The organism is Actinomadura flavalba DSM 45200 (assembly GCF_000374305.1).
GTDB classification, from domain to species: Bacteria; Actinomycetota; Actinomycetes; order Streptosporangiales; family Streptosporangiaceae; genus Spirillospora; species Spirillospora flavalba.
In genome coordinates, this window is the sequence record NZ_KB894095.1 from 500,217 (window position 1) to 520,678 (window position 20,462).

General features: G+C 72.6%; 22 protein-coding genes. 16 read left to right on the forward strand and 6 right to left on the reverse strand.

Annotated elements, in window-relative coordinates; translation table 11 throughout:
• Nucleotides 1–21: 21 nt before the first annotated feature.
• Nucleotides 22–1,470, reverse strand: coding sequence for a proline--tRNA ligase (gene proS / locus C229_RS0115450; RefSeq protein WP_240487275.1), 1,449 nt, complete (start codon nt 1,468–1,470; stop codon nt 22–24).
• Nucleotides 1,471–1,594: 124 nt separating this feature from the next.
• On the opposite strand from proS, the gene C229_RS0115455 reads away from it, so the two are divergent.
• The 12 genes from C229_RS0115455 to C229_RS35005 all read left to right on the forward strand — a co-directional run bounded on the left by C229_RS0115455 (nt 1,595) and on the right by C229_RS35005 (nt 12,917).
• Nucleotides 1,595–3,238 (forward strand): ABC-F family ATP-binding cassette domain-containing protein, encoded by a 1,644-nt coding sequence (locus C229_RS0115455; RefSeq protein ID WP_026313830.1) that lies wholly within the window; start codon nt 1,595–1,597, stop codon nt 3,236–3,238.
• Nucleotides 3,239–3,302: 64 nt separating this feature from the next.
• Complete coding sequence (locus C229_RS0115460; protein ID WP_018655984.1) at nt 3,303–4,568, forward strand: cytochrome P450; 1,266 nt, start codon at nt 3,303–3,305, stop codon at nt 4,566–4,568.
• A gap of 3 nt (nt 4,569–4,571) precedes the next feature.
• Entirely contained in the window at nt 4,572–4,802 is a 231-nt protein-coding gene (locus C229_RS0115465) for a hypervirulence associated TUDOR domain-containing protein (RefSeq protein ID WP_018655985.1), read from the forward strand.
• Between the two features lie 455 nt (nt 4,803–5,257).
• A complete protein-coding gene (locus tag C229_RS0115470) occupies nt 5,258–5,542 on the forward strand; it encodes a hypothetical protein (RefSeq protein WP_018655986.1) in 285 nt (94 codons plus the stop codon).
• 151 nt (nt 5,543–5,693) lie between these two features.
• Nucleotides 5,694–5,933 (forward strand): hypothetical protein, encoded by a 240-nt coding sequence (locus C229_RS0115475; RefSeq protein WP_018655987.1) that lies wholly within the window; start codon nt 5,694–5,696, stop codon nt 5,931–5,933.
• Between the two features lie 55 nt (nt 5,934–5,988).
• Nucleotides 5,989–7,341 (forward strand): hypothetical protein, encoded by a 1,353-nt coding sequence (locus C229_RS0115480; RefSeq protein WP_155884852.1) that lies wholly within the window; start codon nt 5,989–5,991, stop codon nt 7,339–7,341.
• A 101-nt stretch (nt 7,342–7,442) separates the two neighbouring features.
• Nucleotides 7,443–8,369 carry an NAD-dependent epimerase/dehydratase family protein gene (locus tag C229_RS30800; protein ID WP_018655989.1) on the forward strand — a complete coding sequence of 309 codons (927 nt, stop codon included), beginning with the start codon at nt 7,443–7,445 and terminating at the stop codon, nt 8,367–8,369.
• 415 nt (nt 8,370–8,784) lie between these two features.
• Nucleotides 8,785–9,873: a glycosyltransferase gene (locus tag C229_RS0115490; protein WP_240487276.1), complete on the forward strand. Its 1,089-nt coding sequence runs from the start codon at nt 8,785–8,787 to the stop codon at nt 9,871–9,873.
• 5 nt (nt 9,874–9,878) lie between these two features.
• Entirely contained in the window at nt 9,879–10,604 is a 726-nt protein-coding gene (locus tag C229_RS0115495; protein WP_240487278.1) for a hypothetical protein, read from the forward strand.
• On the forward strand, nt 10,601–10,951 hold the full coding sequence (locus C229_RS0115500) for a hypothetical protein (RefSeq protein WP_018655992.1): 351 nt from the start codon (nt 10,601–10,603) through the stop codon (nt 10,949–10,951). The genes C229_RS0115495 and C229_RS0115500 overlap by 4 nt, the downstream gene beginning before the upstream one ends.
• Nucleotides 10,951–12,069 carry a glycosyltransferase family 4 protein gene (locus tag C229_RS0115505; RefSeq protein ID WP_018655993.1) on the forward strand — a complete coding sequence of 373 codons (1,119 nt, stop codon included), beginning with the start codon at nt 10,951–10,953 and terminating at the stop codon, nt 12,067–12,069. Before C229_RS0115500 ends, C229_RS0115505 begins: the two co-directional genes overlap by 1 nt.
• Entirely contained in the window at nt 12,066–12,917 is an 852-nt protein-coding gene (locus tag C229_RS35005) for a hypothetical protein (RefSeq protein ID WP_018655994.1), read from the forward strand. The genes C229_RS0115505 and C229_RS35005 overlap by 4 nt, the downstream gene beginning before the upstream one ends.
• Here the strand turns inward: C229_RS35005 and C229_RS0115515 are convergent.
• The 5 genes from C229_RS0115515 to C229_RS0115535 form a co-directional block, all read right to left on the reverse strand.
• The gene (locus C229_RS0115515; protein WP_026313831.1) at nt 12,839–13,363 is read right to left on the reverse strand and encodes a YceI family protein; all 525 of its coding nucleotides are present in this window, start codon (nt 13,361–13,363) and stop codon (nt 12,839–12,841) included. The genes C229_RS35005 and C229_RS0115515 overlap by 79 nt on opposite strands.
• A gap of 9 nt (nt 13,364–13,372) precedes the next feature.
• Nucleotides 13,373–14,188, reverse strand: a complete 816-nt coding sequence (locus C229_RS30805; protein ID WP_018655996.1) for a VanW family protein — start codon at nt 14,186–14,188, stop codon at nt 13,373–13,375.
• 75 nt (nt 14,189–14,263) lie between these two features.
• Complete coding sequence (locus C229_RS0115525; protein ID WP_018655997.1) at nt 14,264–15,220, reverse strand: TIGR03557 family F420-dependent LLM class oxidoreductase; 957 nt, start codon at nt 15,218–15,220, stop codon at nt 14,264–14,266.
• Between the two features lie 56 nt (nt 15,221–15,276).
• A complete protein-coding gene (locus C229_RS0115530; protein ID WP_026313832.1) occupies nt 15,277–15,498 on the reverse strand; it encodes a DUF6158 family protein in 222 nt (73 codons plus the stop codon).
• Between the two features lie 29 nt (nt 15,499–15,527).
• The gene (locus tag C229_RS0115535; protein WP_018655999.1) at nt 15,528–17,075 is read right to left on the reverse strand and encodes a phosphatase PAP2 family protein; all 1,548 of its coding nucleotides are present in this window, start codon (nt 17,073–17,075) and stop codon (nt 15,528–15,530) included.
• 142 nt (nt 17,076–17,217) lie between these two features.
• Between C229_RS0115535 and C229_RS0115540 the strand changes: the two genes are divergently transcribed.
• From C229_RS0115540 to C229_RS0115555, 4 genes are all read left to right on the forward strand, one after another.
• Nucleotides 17,218–18,186 (forward strand): ABC transporter permease, encoded by a 969-nt coding sequence (locus C229_RS0115540; protein ID WP_018656000.1) that lies wholly within the window; start codon nt 17,218–17,220, stop codon nt 18,184–18,186.
• A gap of 22 nt (nt 18,187–18,208) precedes the next feature.
• Nucleotides 18,209–18,997, forward strand: coding sequence for an ABC transporter ATP-binding protein (locus tag C229_RS0115545; RefSeq protein WP_018656001.1), 789 nt, complete (start codon nt 18,209–18,211; stop codon nt 18,995–18,997).
• 39 nt (nt 18,998–19,036) lie between these two features.
• Complete coding sequence (locus tag C229_RS0115550; RefSeq protein ID WP_018656002.1) at nt 19,037–19,549, forward strand: YbhB/YbcL family Raf kinase inhibitor-like protein; 513 nt, start codon at nt 19,037–19,039, stop codon at nt 19,547–19,549.
• 78 nt (nt 19,550–19,627) lie between these two features.
• A complete protein-coding gene (locus C229_RS0115555) occupies nt 19,628–20,461 on the forward strand; it encodes a phosphoribosylaminoimidazolesuccinocarboxamide synthase (protein ID WP_018656003.1) in 834 nt (277 codons plus the stop codon).
• Nucleotide 20,462: the final 1 nt, after the last annotated feature.

Sequence of the window (20,462 nt, forward strand, 5' to 3'; positions counted from 1 at the left end):
ACCGCGTGGCCCGAAAGACCCCTAGTAGGCCCGGCCGAAGATCACGCGCTTGCCGTAGGCGGACGGCTCTCCGCAGCGGACACAGGCGCCCGCCTCCTCCGGTGCGTCCAGCGGGATGCACCGGGGGGTGGCGGCGGTCTCGGCCTTGATCTCGTCCTCGCAGGCGGTGCGGCCGCAGTGCAGCGCGCGGGCCCAGCCGGACGCGACCTGCGCGGCGAACGCGTCCCAGGTGTCGGCGTCGGCGGTGCGCTCGTCGCGGAACGTCTCGGCGCGGGCCAGCAGGAACGCCTGGAACTCGGCGAGGATGCCGGGCAGCAGCTCGGGGAGCTTGTCGAGCGGGATCTGCTCCTTGCCCTGGCCCTCGACCGTCGGCAGGCGGCGGGCGAGCGTGGCGACCCCGGCCTCGATGTCGCGCATGCCGAGTTCGATGCGGACCGGGACGCCGCGCATCTCCCACTCGTTGAACTTGTAGCCGGGCGAGAGGTTGGGGCGGTTGTCGTCCACGTGGACGCGCAAGCCCATCGACTTGATGGCGGCGCCGAGGCGGCGGGCCTCGGCGGCGGCGGCCTCGCCCTGCTCCTTGCGGCCGATCGGCACGATGACGACCTGGTACGGCGCCAGGCGCGGGGGCAGCACGAGCCCCTTGTCGTCGCCGTGGGTCATGATCACACCGCCGATCATGCGGGTGCTCATGCCCCAGGACGTCGTGTGGGCCAGCTCCAGGCTGCCCGACTCGTCCTGGTACTGGATCTCGAACGCCTTGGCGAAGTTGGTGCCGAGGTAGTGGCTCGTGCCCGCCTGGAGGGCGCGGCCGTCGCGCATCATCGCCTCGATCGTGTACGTGCGGACGGCGCCGGCGAACCGCTCACCGGGCGTCTTCTCCCCCGGGATCACGGGCATCGCGGCGAGGTCGCGGGCGACGCTCGCGTAGGCGTCCAGCGCCCACATCGTCTCGCGCATCGCGTCGGCCTCGTCGAGGTGGGCGGTGTGGCCCTCCTGCCAGAGGAACTCGGTGGTGCGCAGGAACATGCGGGGCCGCATCTCCCAGCGGACGACGTTCGCCCACTGGTTGAGCAGCAGCGGAAGGTCGCGGTGGGAGTCGATCCACTTGGCCATGTACTCGCCGATGACCGTCTCGGAGGTGGGCCGCACGACCAGCGGCTCCTCCAGCTCCTTGCCGCCCGCGATCGTGACGACCGCCAGCTCCGGCGAGAACCCCTCGACGTGCTCGGCCTCGCGCTTGAGGTAGGACTCGGGGATGAACATCGGGAAGCAGGCGTTGTCGTGCCCGGCCTCCTTGATGCGCCGGTCCAGATCGGACTGGAGCAGTTCCCACACCCGGTACCCGTACGGCCGGATCACCATCGTGCCGCGCACCGGCCCCCGGTCGACGAGCTGCGCCGCGATGACCAGCTCGTTGTACCAGGCGGAGAAATCCTCGCTCTGCGGCGTCACACCTTCTCGACTCACGGGGACGAGCGTACCGACCCCCGGGGACACTCCCGAACGGTTTGCCGCCGCCGGTGGATAACCGTTTGCGTTCCCGTGCTGACGTGCGCAGACTCGAAGGTCGGTCACGGGAAGGGAACACGCGATGGGGCACGTCGAAGTCGGGCATGTGAGTCATGCACTGCCGGACGGGCGGTTGCTGTTGCTGGACGTGTCGTTCCGGGTGGGCGAAGGCGTCACGGCGGCGCTGGTCGGCCCGAACGGCGCCGGGAAGACGACCCTCCTGCGGATGATCTCCGGCGACCTGACCCCGCAGGAGGGCACGGTCGCCCACAGCGGCGGCCTCGGCGTCATGCGGCAGTTCATCGGCAGCGTGCGCGATGACGTGTCCGTGCACGACCTGCTGCTGTCGGTCGCGCCCGAACGTGTGCGTCAGGCCGGGGAAGCTCTGGAAGACGCCGAGCTGGCCATGATGGAGCGCGACGACGAGCCCACCCAGCTCCGCTACGCCGCCGCCCTCGCCGACTGGGGCGACGCGGGCGGCTACGAGGCCGAGGTCCTGTGGGACGCCTGCTGCGTCGCCGCGCTCGGCACCCCCTACGACCGGTGCCGCTGGCGCGAGGTGGGCACGCTGTCGGGCGGGGAGCAGAAACGGCTCGTCCTGGAGGCGCTGCTGCGCGGCCCCGACGCGGTGCTGCTGCTGGACGAGCCCGACAACTACCTCGACGTCCCCGGCAAGCGGTGGCTGGAGGAACGGCTGCGCGAGACCCCCAAGACCGTGCTGCTCGTCTCGCACGACCGGGAACTGCTCGACCGCGCCGCCGACCGGATCGTGACCGTCGAGGCGGGCACCGTGTGGGTGCACGGCGGCCGGTTCGCCACGTACGCGCAGGCCCGCCGCGACCGCAACGAGCGGCTGGAGGAGCTGCGCCGCCGCTGGGACGAGGAGCACGCCAAGCTCAAGCAGCTCGTCAACATGCTGAAGAACAAGGCCGCGTACAACGACGGGCTCGCGTCCCGCTACCAGGCGGCGCAGACGCGGCTGCGCAAGTTCGAGGAGGCCGGTCCGCCGGAGGTGCCGCCGGGCGACCAGCGGATCACGATGCGGCTGCGCGGCGGGCGCACCGGCAAGCGCGCGGTCATCTGCGAGGACCTGGAGCTGACCGGGCTCATGCGCCCGTTCTCCACCGAGATCTGGTTCGGCGAGCGGATCGGGGTGCTCGGCTCGAACGGGTCGGGCAAGTCGCACTTCCTGCGGCTGCTGGCGGGCGCGGCGGACGAGCTGCCGCGCGGGGCCGCGCCGGTGGAGCCCATCGCGCACACCGGCGTCGGGCGGCTCGGGGCGCGGGTCGTCCCCGGCCTGTTCGCGCAGACGCACGCCCGGCCCGACCTCGCGGGGCGGACGCCGTGCGAGATCGTCATGACCGAGCACGCCCGGTTCCGCAACGACGCGATGTCCGCGCTGGCCCGGTACGAGCTGCATCCGGCGGCCGAGCAGCCGTTCGAGACGCTGTCGGGCGGGCAGCAGGCGCGGTTGCAGATCCTGCTGCTGGAGCTGGGCGGCGCGACGCTGCTGCTGCTCGACGAGCCCACCGACAACCTCGACCTGGCCAGCGCCGAGGCGTTGCAGGAGGGGCTGGAGGCGTTCGAGGGCACGGTGCTGGCGGTCACGCACGACCGGTGGTTCGCGCGGTCCCTCGACCGGTTCCTGGTGTTCGGGGCGGACGGCGCGGTGTACCCCTCGTCCGATCCGGTCTGGGACGAGACGCGGGTCGCCCGCGCACGCTGAGTCGAGGCGATCTTCTTACGCCCGCGATACCTCGGGCAGCGCCGGGCAGGGTAGGCGGAACGGTATGAAGCCGACTCCGCTCGATCATCTCGACGCGACCGTGGCGCTGCTGGCGCGGCCCTACACCTTCGTCCAGGACCGCGCCCGCAAGGCCGGCGCCGACGTGTTCGAGACGCGGCTGCTCGGCCAAGCGGCGACGTGCGTCACCGGCGCGGACGCGGTGCGGCTGTTCTACGACGAGTCGCGGTTCGTCCGGCACGGCGCCATGCCCGCCCGCGTCCTGAAGACGCTGTTCGGCGAGGGCGGCGTGCAGACGCTCGACGGCGCGGGGCACCGGCGCCGCAAGCGCGGGATCTTCATGCGGCTCGTGGCGACCGACGACCGCGACGCGCTCCCGGAGCTGCTGGCGCGGGAGTGGCGGGAGGCGCTGCCGTCGTGGTCGGGCCGGTCGCGGGTCGAGCTGTTCGCGGAGGTCGGCCTGCTGCTGACCCGGGCGGTGTGCCGGTGGGCCGGGCTGCCGCCGCTGGACGACCGCCGGGCGCGGATCGTCGCCGCGCAGCTCATGGCGACGATCGACGCGCCCGCCGCGCTCGGTCCCCGCTACCTGCGGGGCCGGATCGCGCGGACCGAGGCGGAGCGCTGGGCCGGGCGGTTCGTCCTGCGGGCCCGTGCCGAGGGCCGCGACGACGGCTCGCCGCTGAGCGTCGTCGCGCGCCACACCGGCGACGACGGCGCGCTGCTCGACCGGCACACCGCGGCCGTCGAGCTGCTGAACCTGCTGCGGCCGGTGGTGGCGAGCGCGCGGTGGACGATGTTCGCCGCGATGGCGCTGCACAGCGACCCGTCGTGGCGCGAGCGGCTGCGCACCGGCGACGACCCCGTCGACCTGGACTACTTCGTCCAGGAGGTACGGCGGTTCTATCCGTTCTTCCCGGTGACGGCGGCGAAGGCGGCCCGGTCGTTCGACTGGGAGGGCCACCACTTCCCGGCGGGGCGGCTGACGCTGCTGGACCTGCACGGGATCAACCACGACCCGCGGATCTGGGGCGACCCGGACGGCTTCCGGCCCGACCGGTTCCGGGGGTGGGAGCCGAACGCGTACCAGTTCGTGCCGCAGGGCGGTGGCGACCCCAACGACGGGCACCGGTGCCCGGCCGACTGGCTGACCACCGACCTGATGAAGGTGGGCGTGCGGGCGCTCACCCGCTGGATGACCTACACCGTTCCCCCGCAGGACCTGCGGATTCCGCCGTTCCGCGCGCCCGCGCAGCCGCGCAGCCGGTTCGTCGTCGCGGACGTCGCGGCGACCAAGCACGCACAGGAGGACTGAGGCATGGCAGGGAAGAAGGACGGCGCGCCCGCCGAGGGCGACCACGTGAGCTGGCGGAGCCACGGCACGGAGGTGCCGGGCACGGTCGAGGAGGAGATCACGGAGCGGACCGAGGCGGCCGGGCGCGAGGTGGCGGCGTCCGAGGACGACCCGCAGTACCTCGTCAAGAGCGACAAGTCCGGCAAGAAGGCGGTGCACAAGCCGTCGGCGCTCAAGAAGAAGGACGGCGGCTGAGCCGCGTCGGCGGGGTGCACCGATGACGATCCGGCACACATACGAAAAGTGGTTTGTTGCGTCCATCATCGCCTTGCGCGACGCCCAAAAAGCGATATCACCGACACGGCCCGGAGGCATTCACCGATGAGCCGGGGACGTCGACCCGCTAAATGATCTTGAAAAGCAGCGGAGAAAAGCCCGGAATCCGGCAACCACGTTCCGGGCTGTCAACGGAGTAAGGTTTTTCTTCCCCGGCGATACGGCATCCCGCATCCCCTATAAGGCGATTTTCTCGGACCCGTTTTGGGCGCGATGACGCTTATGCCGCACGAGAGGTTGACCGGCTCCCACATTCACTTTGATGCGCTCGGTCACGGCTGATATACCTAGGGTCACCTGCCCGACAGATTTGGGCGGGCGACATCTGGCGTCCTCGAAATGCCGGGTGTGCACAGGGGAGAAAGGAAATCATCATGAAGTCCTTCAGCTACGCCGAGCTGGACATGCTCGCCGGCGAAGTTCTGCCCGAGCGCGCGGTGCTGTCCACGCTCCTCGCGGGTGGCGACGGCGACTCGTACAACAACGCCGGCAACCACGGCGGCAGCGACCACGGCCCCGGCTCCACGGTCGTGAGCAACGCCTGCCAGAGCAACATCAGCCGCCCCGACGGTGGCCTGCTCCAGCTCGTGGGCCTGCACGCGCAGAACGACGCCTCGTCGCTCACCTGCGCCCCGGGCACCGCGGTCTCCGGCCACTGAGTCTGACATCGGCGTGCGCTACGGGCTCTGCCCGTGCGCATCCAGGGGGAAGGGCCGGTGGCATGCCGCCGGCCCTTCCTTCGATGTTCGGCCTCCGGGCCGTCCTTCCCTGCACGTGATCATCCCGTAAGTCCAGCCACGGAGGCCCGACATGGCCCACAAGTACCGTTTCAGCGACGCGGAACTGGCCGCCCTGTCCGGTGAGGTCCTGCCGGACCGGCTGCTGCTCTCGGTGATGTCACCGGCCGCGACCGAGTCCAACACCCAGGTCCACTACGCGTGCCAGACCACCCGCTACGAGGGCACGCCGGGCCTGCTCGGCACCGGCCTGTTCGCGCAGCAGGCCAGCACCACCGTCACCTGCGTGCCCGGCGTCGTCGAGATCGACTGACGCGCGGCACCCGTCCCCCCGGCCCCTCGCTCTCCGTCGAATCCCGAGGAACCTCATGAGCACGCCTGTGACTACGGCCGTGGACGGCGGCGCCGCTCCCCCGGTCCGGCTCGTCTTCCCGACGCTGGTCGAAGGGGCCGAGCTGGTGGGCGAGTTCAAGAACTCGGGGTACAAGGAGCCGCAGCAGCTCGTCTCGCTGCCCAACCGGCAGCTCGTCCAGCTTCCCGCGCTGCTGTTCCTCGTCGTCAAGATCCTGCACGACCACCGGCACCTGGTCGGCCACCGCGACCCGGCGGCGGCGCTCGCCGTCGTCGCCGACGCCGTCAGCGCGGCGGCCGGTGCGCGCATCACGGCCGAGCAGGTCGCGTTCCTCACCGAGAAGAAGCTCGCCCCGCTCGGCATCACCACCTACCTCGACGGCCAGGCGCCGCCGATCGTCAAGGCGAACCCGTTCCTGTCGCTGCGCTACCGGATGTCGGTCGCACCGGAGAAGGCCACCTGGTTCATTGGCGGCGTCTTCTCCTGGCTGTTCCGGCCGCCCGTCGTCGTCCTCATGGTGACGGCGTTCGTGTGCTGCGAGATCTACCTGTTCGGCACGCAGTCCATGGGCGACGCGCTGCGGCACGTACTGCTGGCGCCGCTGACGATCCTGCTGGTGCTCGGCCTGGCCATCGCCTCGTGCGTCTTCCACGAGGTCGGCCACGCGACGGCCTGCCGCTACAGCGGCGTGCGGCCCGGCGTCATGGGCTGCGGCATCTACCTGGTGTGGCCCGCGTTCTACACCGACATCACCGAGTCGTACCGGCTCGGCCGCGCCGGGCGCATCCGCACCGACCTCGGCGGCGTCTACTTCAACACGATCTTCGTGACGGCGCTGACCTGCGTCTACCTGTACACGGGCTTCCCGCCGCTGCTGGTGGCGATGCTCTACGTGAACTTCGAGATCCTCCAGCAGTTGCTGCCGACGCTCCGGTTCGACGGCTACTACATCATGTCCGACCTGTGCGGCATCCCCGACCTGTTCAAGTACATCGGGCCCATCCTCAAGCGCGCCGTCCTCCGCCGCCCCGCCGACGACCGCCTCAAGGCCCTCAAGCGCTGGCCGCAGGCCGTCGTCACGTTCTGGGTGCTGGCGGTCTTTCCCGCGCTGATCGTCCAGCTCACGATCCTGGCCGCCCGCGTCCCCGACCTCGTCCGCACCGACTGGCAGATGATGCAGGACCTCGGCCGCGCCGCCGCCAACGGCGCGGGCCCCCTGGAACTCTTCGTCGCGGGCCTCCAGATCGTCCTGCTGGCCCTGCCCATCATCGGCCTCGGCCTCATCACCTACCAGCTCCTCAAGTGGCTCTCCGGCAAGGCGCTGCTCCTCCTGCTCCCCCGCCCCAAGGGCGCCCACCGCATGAAGTGACGCCCTCAGCCCGCGTCCCCGGCGACGGTCGGCGCGGGCGGGGACGGCCGGAGGCGGCCATCGTCGGGTGGGTCATGGGCGGATAAAGTGCGCTGGTGCGCATGGTCGTGACCGGGGCTGCCGGGTTCGTCGGGAGTCATGTCGTCGAGGCGGTCGCGCGGGACGGGCTGGACGTCGTCGCCGTGGACGCGCCCCGGCGGTCGCTCACGCCCGGGGTGACGCGGGAGCGGTGGCGGTGGCTGGGCGGGCGCGCCGGTGTCGTCCCGCTCGAACTCGACCTGGCCGTGGACGATCTCGCGCCGCTCGCGGCGGCCGACGTCGTCGTGCACCTGGCCGGACGGCCCGGCGTCCGCGACTCGTGGGGGCCCGGCGAGGCCGCGGTGGAGCGTGACAACGTCGTGGCGTCGCGGCGGCTGCTGGAGGCGTGCGCGCGGCGCGGGACGAAGGTCGTCGTGGCGTCCAGCTCGTCGGTGTACGGGCCGGCGGGCGCGCGGGCCAGCCGCGAGGACGATCCGCTCGCCCCGGCCAGCCCGTACGCGCGCAGCAAGGCCGAGGTCGAACGCCTCGCCCGCGCCGCCGCCGACGCCGGGCTGCCGGTGACCGTGTTGCGTTACTTCTCCGTCTACGGCCCGCGCCAGCGCCCCGACATGGCCTTCCACCGCTTCATCGCCGCCGCCCTCGCCGGGCGCCCGCTCCCCGTCTTCGGCGACGGCACCGCCCTGCGTTCGTTCACCCACGTCGGCGACGTCGTCACCGCGACGACCGCCGCCGTCCGCGCGACCCTCCCGCCCGGCACGGTCGTCAACGTGGGCAGCGGCGAACCGACGTCGGTCAACGACGCCATCGCCCTGATCAGCGACCACCTGGGCATCGAACCCCGCATCACCGCGCACGCCCCCATCCCGGGCGACGTCCCCCGCACCCACGCCGACCCCACCCGCGCCGCCGCCCTCCTCGACTGGACCCCGGCCGTCCCCCTGGACGTCGGCCTGAAAGACCAGATCACCTGGCAACGAGGCGCCCCATGAAGCCCCACGCCCCCACGCCCTGCGCCCCGCCCCCGACCGGACCGCGCGACACCGACCGCAACGCCCCGACCGACTCCAACGAGCCACGCACACCCCGCACCACCGGACCACGCGTCACCGGCCGCAACGATCCGACCACCTCGGACCAGAGCCGCGCACCCCGCACCCCCGGACCACGCGTCACCGGCCGCAACGACCCGGCAGCCTCGGACCAGAGCCGCACACCCCGCACCACCAGGCCACGCAACATCGGCCGCAGCGACCCGGCCACCTCGGATCAGAGCCGCGCACACCACCCCATCGGGCCGCGCGGCTCCGGACGGGACGGTCGGATCGTCTTGTGTGGGAGGCGCGGATGAAGCACCGGGCGGCGTATGTCGCGTTCGATCGGTTTCCGTCGAGTAAGGGGTCGGCGGTGCACATCGCGCAGATGGCCGACGAGTTGTTCACCCGGTTCGACGGCGGGCTGCTGGCCGTGCTGGGTGGCGGCGGGCTGCCCGATTACCAGCGGGAGGGCGGCCGGGAGATCGCGCGGTTCGCGGCGGCCGTGCCGAACCTCATCGACCGCGCCGAGGCGTTCTCCGGCTGGGTCGGGCGGCATCTGGACGCGCACCGGGACACGCTCGAACTCGTCCACGTCCGCGATCCGTGGGGCGCGCTGCCCGCGCTCGCCGGGAACGCGCCCGTCGTGTTCGAGGTGAACGGGCTGCCGTCGATCGAGATGACGCACACGTGGCCGTGGGCGGCGCCGGCGGCGCTGGCCAAGATCCGGGACCTGGAGCTGGACTGCCTGGAGCGCAGCGCGGCCGTCGTCGTCCCGTCCCGCGTCATCGGCGACCGGCTGCGCGCGCTCGGCGTGCCCGGAGACAAGATCCACCTGGTGCCCAACGGGGCGACGCCGAACGCCCCCGCCGCGCGGCCCGCCGGCGCCCCGGCGCGGTACCTGGTCTACGTCGGCGCGCTCCAGCCGTGGCAGGGCCTGGACGTGCTGCTGCGCGCCTTCGCCCGCCTCGCGGACCTGACGGACCTGCGGCTCGTCGTCTGCGCCTCGGTGCCCGAGCGGCGCGCCAAGCCGCTGCGGCGGCTCGCCGAACGGCTCGGCGTCGCGGACCGGGTCGACTGGCGGTTCACGCTGCCGCACCACGAGGTCGCGGGCTGGCTCACGCACGCGGAGGTTTCGGTGGCGCCGCTCACCGGCTGCGCGCGCAACGTCGAGCAGGGATGCGCGCCGCTGAAGGTGATCGAGTCGATGGCGGCGGGCGTGCCCGTCGTCGCGTCGGATCTGCCCGTGGTGCGGGAGCTGATGGCCGGGGAGCACGGACGGCTCGTCCCGCCCGACCGTCCGGCGGAACTGGCCCGAGCGATCCGGATTTTGCTTGAATACCCCGACATGGCGCGGGAAATGGGCGCACGCGGCCGCGACCATGTCCGTTCCACGCTGACCTGGACGCGGGCGCGCGCCCGGCTGTCGGACGTCTACCGTACGGTCCTTGCGAGGAGGTGATCGGCGTGTTCTTCCGCAAGCAGCGCGCCGCGCTGGCGAGTTTCCATCCCGCCCACCGGCAGCTCATCGAGCAGCGCACGCTGTCGGTCACGCTGCGCGCCTCCGACTGGCAGCACGTGCTGGCCAGCCTGTCCCGGCAGCAGACCGAGATCCGGCGGCCCAAGTGGGGGCTGCCGCCCCGGGTGCGGCTCGTCCTGGTGCCGCTGCTGCGCGTGCTGCTCGCCGACATGCGGCCGGACGCGCACCTCGGCCTCACCGTCGATCTGCGCGGCCCGAAGGCCCCCGGCAAGGAGGGCGCGATGGTCGAGTTGCAGGCGCGGCGGCCCGTCCTGAAGCTCCAGCAGTGGTTCTCGCTGGACGCGTGGCTGAGCGTCCGCGCCGAGCTGCGCGACGGCAGCGTCCTCGACCTGGCGCTCGCCGACCGCGTCCGGTATCGCCGGGTGAAGAAGCGCAGCTCCAGCGGCAAGACCAAGTTCAAGACCAAGACCAAGACCGTGCAGCTCCTGCGCGTCACCCGGCGGCTGCCCAAGGGCGCGGCGCTGCGCCGGCCGGGCGGGCCGCCGCCCCGGTGGGTCGCGGTCCGCGTCAAGGACGGCGCGCGCCCGGTCGTCCGCGCGAGCGCCAAGCTGCCGGAGGCGCCCGACGACGCCGCGCTGGCGAACGTCGTCCTCGACCTGTCCACCGAGGTGTTCCGCTGGGCGCCGCCGCACACCATGAGGAGGGCCGCATGACGCCGTGCGGCGTGACGACGGGGTTCTTCGTCCTCGGCCACTGCGGGCAGCCCGCCGTGGCGGGATGTCCGGGGTGCGGGCAGCCGGTGTGCGGGGCGCACGTGTCGGCGCAGGGCTTCTGCCCCGAGTGCGTGGCGCGGCAGGGGTACCGCACCGACGACCCGTACGACCCGGCGTGGGTGCACCAGCGGCGCCGGAGCTACTACCAGTCGAGTTCGCGCACCTACTCCGACGCCCTCTGGTACTCCTCGTTCGACTCCTACGACCGGGGCGGGTTCAACCCCGGTGACGACTGGGCGGCCGGCGGCGACTTCGGCGACGAGGGCGACGCGTTCGTGGACTCGTGATGCACCGCGTCCTGTGGGTCACCGAACACTATCCGCCGAGCAAGGGCGGCATGGCGGAGTCGTGCGACCGGATCGTCCGGGGGCTGCGCGGGGCGGGCGTCGCGGTGGACGTCGCGCACCTGACGCGGCGCGCGCGGCCGTGGCGCGTCGAGCGGGAGCAGGGCGGGCTGCTGATCACGGCTCCGCTGGAGGACGATCCCGAGCACGCGCTGCGGCGGCTGCTCGGCACGCTGGCGCGGTCGGCGGGCGAGTACACGCACGTCGTGGCGTTCGGCGGGACGTACGCGGTGCTGGCCGCGCCCGTCTACGCGGCCGTGCTGGACGTGCCGCTGGTGACGCTGCTGCGCGGCAACGACCTGGACACCGGGCTGTTCTCGCTGCGGCGGCGGCCCACGCTGACGGACGCGCTGCGCGCGTCGGCGCGCGTGTGCACGGTGGCGCGCTCGCACGTCCCGCTGGTGCGGGCGCTGGCGCCGGACGCGCCGGTGACGTTCGTCGCGAACAGCGTGGACACCGGGCAGTGGGAGGTGCTGCCGTCGGAGCGGGCGGCGGCGCGCGCGTGGCGGGCCGGGCACGTGGAGGCGGGGCGGCGGACGGTCGGGCTCGTCGGCGTGCTGAAGAACAAGAAGGGCATCGGGTTCTTCCTGGACGCGTTGCGCGTGTCGGGGCACGCGGGACGGTTCCATCTGCTGCTCGTCGGTGAGGTGGAGGACGGCGTCCCGGCGTGGCTGGCGGAACGTCCCGAGGTGCACCACACGTTCCTGCCGTTCCTGGAGCGCTACGAGCTGCCGCGCGTCTACGCGTCGTGCGACGTGGTGGCGCTGCCGTCCTTCTACGACGGGATGCCGAACGTCGCGCTGGAGGCGGCGGCGCTGGGCGTGCCGCTGCTCGCGTCGGACGCGGGCGGCCTCGCCGACGTCGTCGACGACCGCATCGGCTTCCCCTTCGCGGCGGGCGACCCGCACGCCTGCCGCGCCGCCCTGGACGCCGCCGCGCGCCTGCCCGACGCCGAGCTGGCCAAGCTCGGCGCGGCGGCGGCCGACCGGATCGCCCGCGACTTCACCCCGGCCGCCGAGACGGCGGGCTACCTCGCCGTCCTGCGCGAGACGGCCCGATGATCCGCTGCCACGTCGAGGGCGACGGCCTGGGCCACCTCACCCGCCTGCACGCCTACCTGCACACCCTGGCGATCACCGACCCCGTCACCTACGTGACATCGTCTCCCTTCGTCCACGACCCCCGCGTCACCCGCCCGCCCGGCACCGCCGCGTGCCCGGTGACGGGCGGGACGCGGGCGGGGGTCGCGGAGGAGGTCGTCGTGGACGCCTTCCCGGCGGGGCGGGCCGGGGAGCTGTGGGCGCGGGACGTGCCCGGCGGGGTGCGGGCGACGCATCTGGCGCGGCTGCTGCGGTGGGACGTGTACCGGCGGCGGCTCCCGGCCGACCCGATCCGGTACGACCGCACGTACGTGCTGGAGGAGCTGCACCCCGAGCATCTCGCCTACCTGCACGAGGTGTCCCGCGAGGTCGTGCCGCTCACCCTGGTCGACCCGCCCGCGCGCGTCGCGCCCGTCGGCGGCTGGATCGTCGTCCACTCCGGACCGGCCGCCGAGATCGCCGACCTCGTCGGCTACGCCCGCGACATGGCCGCCGCCGAGGGCGTCCGGCCCGAGCTGACCGTCGTCGCGCCCGGACGGCCCGCCCTGCCGGACGGCGTCCGCCACCTCGACCTCTACCCCGCCTGGCCGCTCGGCGCCACCGCCGACCGCATCGTCACGGCGGCCGGGTTCAACGCCGTCCGCCAGTTCGCGCCGTGGCGCGGCAAGCACCGCGTGCTGCCGTTCCTGCGCACCCTGGACGACCAGTTCGCCCGCGCCGCGCGGACGCGTCAGGAGGCGGGCAGGGCGACGTCGAAGGTGACCTCGACGTCGTCGGCGAGTTTCAGGGCGCCGAGGAACGCCGAGTAGGGCTTGATGCCCCACCGGGTCTGCCGGACGGTGGCGGCGCCCGTCAGCCGGTCGCCGGTGCGCTCGGTGCGGATCTCCAGCGGCTCGGTGCGCTCCTTGATCGTGAGGTCGCCAGTGACGACCTGGGCGTCCGGGGCGACGTCCGCGGCACGGAAGACGATGTCGGGCGCGTGCTCGGGGCGCAGCGTCTTGCGGAGGTTCAGCAGGATCTCGGCGCGGTCGGCGTCCGACAGCGGCAGCACGCCGCCGGTGCCCTCCTTCACTAGCAGCCCCTCGACGGGGACGCGGACCTCCACCGTCGCGGTCGCGCCGAGCGTCACCTCCGCCGACCAGCGGGTCGCCTCCAGCGTGAGGTCGTGCCCGGCCTTGCGGCCGAGGCCGGCGCGTCCCGTCCGCACCAGCAGGGTTCCGTCGTCCGGTCCGAGTGCGTGCGTAGCGTCAGCCATCCCGCCACCCTAGCGGCGGGCGCAGGTGACCTCGGGGCGCGGCAGGTAGCGGGTGGAGAAGTGCTCGGTGCGGACGCGGCGGGTGTCGGCGAGCAGGGTGCGGCGGACGGTCACGTCGAAGCCCCGGCCGCCCGGCGTCGGGACGCACCGGGGCGAGGCGTCCTGAATCCGCGTGTACGGGACGGGGTGGCGCCGCTTGGACGTGTGCGACGCGACCGTGTACCGGCGCGTCCCCCACAGGCTGACGGTCAGGGACGAACCGGTCACCTCGGTGCGGATCGTCAGCGGCGCGCCCGAGTCGTTCCGCCACACGAAGTCGAGCCCCGGATAGGCGACCGCCGCCTCGCGTCCCGCCGGATACTCCGGCAGCCACAGCGAGTGCGCCCGCGCGCGGCGGATCTCCAGCCCCGCCTCGAACACGGCGTTGAACAGCGTCGCCGACACCTGGCAGATGCCGCCGCCGACGTCGGGCACGAGCCGGTCGCCCGCGATCGACGGCGCCGCGACGTACCCGCGCCGCCGGGTGCGCGGCCCCACGTCCCGGTTGAAGGAGACGACCTCGCCCGCCGCGACCGTCCGCCCGTCCAGCGCCCGCGCGGCCAGTTCGATGTTGCGGACGCGCGGCTCGCCGGGCGTGAACCGCGTCGTGTACGCGGCCATCGGCACCGCCGCCACCGGGCGCGGCGCGGCGCCCGCGCGGGCCGGGGCCGCGTCGTCGCCGGTCAGGTAGATCCCGACCAGGCCCGCGGACAGCAGCAGCGTCACCGCCACGAGCGGGCTGCGGCGGCGCGCGTACTCCCCCAGCCCGACCTGCTCACCCGGCACGGAACGCCCCTCTCGACGGCTACGTTCCGCACACTATTCACCACGGAGAGCGAAATTGTGGCGGCTCGCCGCCGGTCAGCGGCGCAACCGGGGCAGCACCTCGGTGGCGTAGAACTCGAAGAACGCCTCCTGGTCGGGGCCGATCTGGTTGATGTAGACCTCATCGAACCCGGCGTCGACGAACGGCTGGATCGCGGCGACGTGCCGTTCGACGTCCGGTCCGCACGGCACGTTCTCGCGGACGCGGTCGACGGTGACCAGCTCGGAGATCTGGTCGAAGTGGCGCGGCGTCTGGAGAAGCTGGCCCGCCTCGCCGGGGACCTGCTCCTGGCGCCACAGGTGGTGGGCGAGTTCGGCGCATTTGCGCTCGTCGGGGCCGTAGCACGCCTTCAGCCCGGCGGCCGTCGGCTTGCCCTCGCCGCCCGCGTCGCGGAACCGCTTGATCAGCCCGGCGTCCGGCATGGTGGACATGTAGCCGTCGGCGGCGCGGCCCGCGAGCGCCGTCGCCTTCGGCCCGTATCCGGACATGAAGATCGGCGGCGGCGTGTCGTGCCGGGTGTAGAGGCGCGCCGTCTCGACCTGGTAGTGCTTGCCGCGATGCGTGACCATCCCGCCCTCGCCGAGCGCGCGGATGATCTCGATGGCCTCCTCCAGCATCTCCAGCCGCAGCCCCGCCGCCGGCCACTGCGCGCCGGTGACGTGCTCGTTCAGCGCCTCACCGGTGCCGACGCCGAGCCGGAACCGGCCCTCCAGCAGCACCTGGGACGTCGCGGCGGCCTGCGCGATGATCGCCGGGTGCGTCCGGACGATGGGGCACGTCACGGCCGTCGTCACCGGCAGCGTCACCGCCTGCGACAGCGCGCCGATCGTGGACCAGACGAACGGGCTCTCCCCTTGCTCGTCCAGCCACGGATGGAAGTGGTCGGAGATCCACAGCGCCTCGAACCCGGCCTGCTCCGCCTGTTTCGCCTGCTGGACGAGCGCCTGCGGCCGGTGCTCCTCGCTGGACAGGAAGTACCCGAATGTGGTCATGCCGGTGCCGTACCCGCCTTCGGGACGGTCACGGACGGCTCCCGGCAAAGACCCGGTCAGCGCGCGCGGGCGCCCGCGCGCAGCCGCTCGGGGTCGATCTCGCGCTGCGGGAAGCGCCGCAGGTACTCCTCCTCGAACTGCCGCGTCCGCTCGGTGTGCTCGGCGAGCGCCTGGTCCGACCCGTGCCGCAGCGTGTCCATCCGCGTCTCGTACAGATGCCCCAGCTCACGGAACAGGTCGCCGTCGGACAGCCGCGCGGGCTCGATTCCCATACTCATGCCCCTCCGCCTACCCCGCCCGCGTTCCTCTAACGCTGCGGGCAGAACACAGCTAGTTCGCGGGTGTGCTTGCCGAAGCGGACGGACGCGGAGGTCGCCGTGCTGATCTCGCCGTCTCGGGCTATGCGCAGGTTTCCGTCGTGGGTGAGGAGTTCGAGCTTCCCCTCGTCGTAGTGCTCGTAGCCGGGCGCGAGGCGCAGGTGGCCGACGAGCAGCGCCGCGAGGGCCTGGAGGCGCGGGGCGCGGGTGCCCGCCAGGACGAGCCGGACGTCGAGCCGCCCGTCATCCAGCCGCATCCGCCAGGACGGCGACGCGCCGCGCGAGCCGTAGGCGCAGTTGCCGACGAACCCGAGCCACACGCTGCGGCGGCGGCCGTCGATCGTCACGTCGACGGGCGCGAAGTCGCGCAGCGTCCGGACGGCGGCCACGGCCAGCGCGGGCCACTTGCCGATGCGGCCCTGCAACCGCTCCCGCCGCGTCACCAGCTCGGGGTAGGCGCCGAAGCTCGCCGTGTTGAGGAACGGCAGCGCCGGGTCGCCGGAGTCGGAGGTGACGTAGGCGACGTCGCAGTGGCCCAGGCAGCCGTCGCGGTAGGCGGCCAGCGCGTCGGCGGGGGTCTCGATGCCGAGCGCGCGGGCGAAGTGGTCGAACGTGCCGCTCGGGACGGGCAGCAGCGGCACATGGTGCTTGAGGGCGGCGCGCGCGCCCGCGTTGATCGTCCCGTCGCCGCCGATGACGGCCAGCACCTCGGCGTCGGCGGCGGCCTCGGCCAGCACGGCGTCCAGGTCTTCGTCGGGGGTCGGCCAGACGAGCCGCGCCGCGGGCAGCTCCCGGTGCAGCAGCGCCGCCGCGGCCTCGGCCGGGTCACGGACCAGGACCATCGCGCCCTGCTCGGTGCCGCCGCCCGCGCCCGGGTTCACGACGATCACGACGCCCTGCCCGTCGGCGGCGCTCGTCACCCGCTCGGTGCCCGTCCGCGTGATCTTGGCCACGGGCGGCCGGGACGGCCACACCAGCCGCGTCCCCACCGCCGCCGCGACGCCGATGGCGCCGCCCGCCAGCACGTCCCCCGGATAGTGCGCACCGGTGTAGACCCGCGCGAACGCGACGGCGGTCGCCGCCGCCGCGACCGGCACCGCGACGCGCCGGGGCGCCTCCAGCGCCACCCCCGCCGCGAACGCCGCCGCCGACGCCGTGTGCCCCGACGGGAACGCGTGCGACGTGGGCAGCTTCCACCGGATGCGCACCGGCGGCACCAGGTCGACCACGGGACGCTTGCGGCGGAACGCGTGCTTGCCGACCAGGTTCACCGCCGGGCTCGCCACCGCGATGCCGATCGCGCCGCGCAGCGCCGCCCGGCGCAGCCGGGCGCGGCGGCTCAGCCCCAGCGCCAGCGCGGTGCCGAACCACAGCACGCCGTGGTCGGCCGTCCGCGACAGGCGCGGCAGCACGTACTCCAGCCCCGGCAGCCGCGACGACGCCACCTGGTCGAACGCCGCCCGGTCGATCCGGCCGAGCGTCGCCAGCACCCCCCGGCGCTCGCCCGCCTCGGACCCGCCACCCACGCCGCCGCCCATGCCCGTCCGCCCTCCGACGTTGACTACCCCTGTCCCCCGGGTATCCCCGGGAAGGCCGACATGATTCACCGAAGATCTCAATCCGGGGGCACATGCGGGTATGCGTCCCGGACACGGAGCCGACTGCAATAGGCTTCGCGGCATGAGTCACCCGGAACGGCTCAGCACCTCGGGTGGCGAGCCGGTCGCGACCGCCGACCCTTCCCGCAACGGGTCGGGGACTGCGTCACTGGCCGAGTTCGCCGCGCAGCACAAGCTGACGCAGAGCGCCGCGCGTCCCTCCCTCGCACGCTACGTGCGCAGCCTCTGGGACCGCCGCTCGTTCATCTGGAACTTCGCGTCGGCGAAGACCACCGCCACCTACAGCGGCTCGCGCATGGGCCAGGTGTGGCAGGTCCTCACGCCGCTGCTGAACGCCCTCGTCTACTTCCTGATGTTCGGCCTGCTCCTCGGGCAGCGCAAGGACATCACGAACTACACGGCGTTCCTCATCTGCGGCGTGTTCGTCTTCACGTTCAGCCAGCGGTCGCTGAGCGCGGGCGCCAAGTCGATCGGCAACAACCTGTCGCTGATCCGGGCGCTGCACTTCCCGCGCGCGTCGCTGCCGCTCGCCTACGTGATCATCGAGCTGCAACAGCTCCTGATCTCGATGGCGGTGCTGCTGGTGATCGTCGTCGCCACCGGCGAACCGCCCACCTGGTACTGGCTGCTCATCGTCCCGGCGATGCTGTGCCAGCTCGTCTTCAACATCGGCATCAGCCTGGCCATCGCGCGGCTCGGCGCCTTCGTCCGCGACATCCAGCAACTGCTGCCGTTCATCACCCGGACATGGCTTTACACCTCGGGCGTCTTCTTCGTGATCGCGTCCCGTACCGAGGGCCTGGTGGAATCGGGGCACGGCTGGGTACGGACGGTCATGGAGCTGAACCCGGCCGCCGTCTTCATCGAGCTGTTCCGGTACAGCCTGATCGAGTCCTACCACGCCGACGCCGCCAAGTACGGACTCGACCACGGCATGATGTGGATCGCCGCGGTGGTCTGGGCGCTCGTCGCGTTCGTCGGCGGGTTCTGGTACTTCTACCGCGCTGAGGAGAGGTACGGGCGTGGCTAAGGCACTCAAGGAGCGAGGCGCGGTGGCCGAGGCGCAGCCCGAGGTCCGGCTCGACACCGAGCGCGACCCGATCGTCGTGGTCGACGGGCTGCACATCATCTACCGCGTGTACAGCGGCGGGGGCGGCAAGGGCAACGCCGTCAGCGCGCTGCGCCGGATCGTCAAGCGGCAGAACCGGCCGCAGATGAAGGAGGTGCACGCCGTCAAGGGCGTGTCCTTCGTCGCCTACCGGGGCGATGCCATCGGCGTCATCGGCACCAACGGGTCCGGCAAGTCCACGCTGCTGAAGGCCATCGCGGGGCTGCTGCCGCCCGCGCGCGGCGCCGTCTACACCGACGGGCAGCCGTCGCTGCTCGGCGTCAACGCCGCCCTCATGAAGGACCTGTCCGGCGCCCGCAACATCATCCTCGGCTGCCTGGCCATGGGCATGACGCCCGACGAGACCCGCGCCAAGTACGACGAGATCGTCAAGTTCGCCGACCTCAAGCCCGGGTTCATCGACTACCCGATGAGCACCTACTCGTCCGGTATGGGGGCCCGGCTGCGGTTCGCCATCGCGGCGGCCCGCACGCACGACGTCATGCTCATCGACGAGGCCCTGGCAACCGGCGACGCCAAGTTCAAGAAGCGCTCCAAGGCCAAGATCGACGAACTCCGCCAGGACGCCGGCGCCGTCTTCCTCGTCGCGCACAACCTCGACGTCATCGAGGAGACGTGCAACCGCGTCATCTGGCTCGACGACGGCCGGATGAAGATGGACGGCGACCCCGAGACCGTGTTGAAGGCGTACACCGACGCGACCGGGAAATAGGGTCGGCGGACCGATCGCCTCGACGCCTGGAGGGTTTCCATGGCCGCGCCGCTTCCCGACGAGTTCCTGCCGCAGGTGCCGTCGTTCACCGTCACCAGTGACGACGTGACCGACGGGCGGCCGCTCGGTGAGGCCCAGGTCTTCGACGACTGGGGGTTCAGCGGCGGGAACACCTCGCCGCAGCTCGCCTGGTCGGGGTTCCCGGCGGAGACGAAGTCGTTCGCCGTCACCTGCTTCGACCCCGACGCGCCGACCGGCTCGGGGTTCTGGCACTGGGTGCTGTTCGACGTGCCCGCGTCGGTGACGTCGCTGCCCGCCGGGGCCGGGTCGTCGGACTCTGCGGGCGTGCACGCCCGTAACGACTACGGGACCAGGGCGTTCGGCGGCGCCGCGCCGCCGCCCGGGGCGCCGCACCGGTACGTGTTCACGGTGCACGCCCTCGACGTGGAGTCCCTCGGGCTCGACGGCGACACCTCGCCCGCCGTCGTCGGGTTCAACGTCACCGCGCACACGCTCGCCCGCGCGACGATCGTCCCGACGTACACGGCGTGACGCGCGTCCGGCCAGGTGCGCCCGGTAAACTCCCGGACGCACCTGGTCGGCGGCACTTCGCGGGGGTTCGGGCACATCATGGAACTGCTCCATTCGGGCAAGGTCAGGGACGTCTACGCCTCGGGCGACGACCTGATCCTCGTCGCGTCGGACCGCGTCAGCGTCTATGACGTCGTGCTGCCGACGCCCGTCCCGGACAAGGGCAAGATCCTCACGCGGCTGTCGCTGTGGTGGTTCGAGCAGTTGGCCGACGTCGTCCCGAACCATGTGATCTCCGCGACGGACGTGCCCGCCGAGTTCGCCGGGCGGGCGCTGCGCGTCCGGCGGCTGGAGATGCTGCCCGTCGAGTGGATCGCGCGCGGCTACCTGACGGGCCTCGGCCTCAAGGAATACGAGAAGGACGGCACCGTGTCGGGGCTGCGCCTGCCGCCGGGGCTGGTCGAGTCGTCCCGGCTCCCCGAGCCGATCTTCACGCCGACGACGAAGGCCACCGAGGGCCATGACGAGTTCATGACCTACGCCGACGTCGTCGCGGAGATCGGCGCCGACACCGCGTCGCACCTCAAGGACGTGACGCTGGACGTCTACCGCCGGGGCGCCGCGATCGCCGCCGAACGCGGCATCATCATCGCGGACACCAAGCTGGAGTTCGGTCGCGCCCCCGACGGCACGCTGATCCTCGCGGACGAGGTCCTCACCCCCGACTCGTCCCGCTTCTGGCCCGCCGACGACTACGCGCCCGGCCGCGTCCAGAACTCCCTGGACAAGCAGTTCGTCCGCAACTGGAGCAGCACCCTGGCCTGGAACCGCACGGCCCCCGGCCCCGAAATCCCCCCCGAAATCGTAGAAGCCACCAGAACCCGCTACATCAACGTCTACGAACGCCTCACCGGAGAGCCCTGGACCGGGTGAC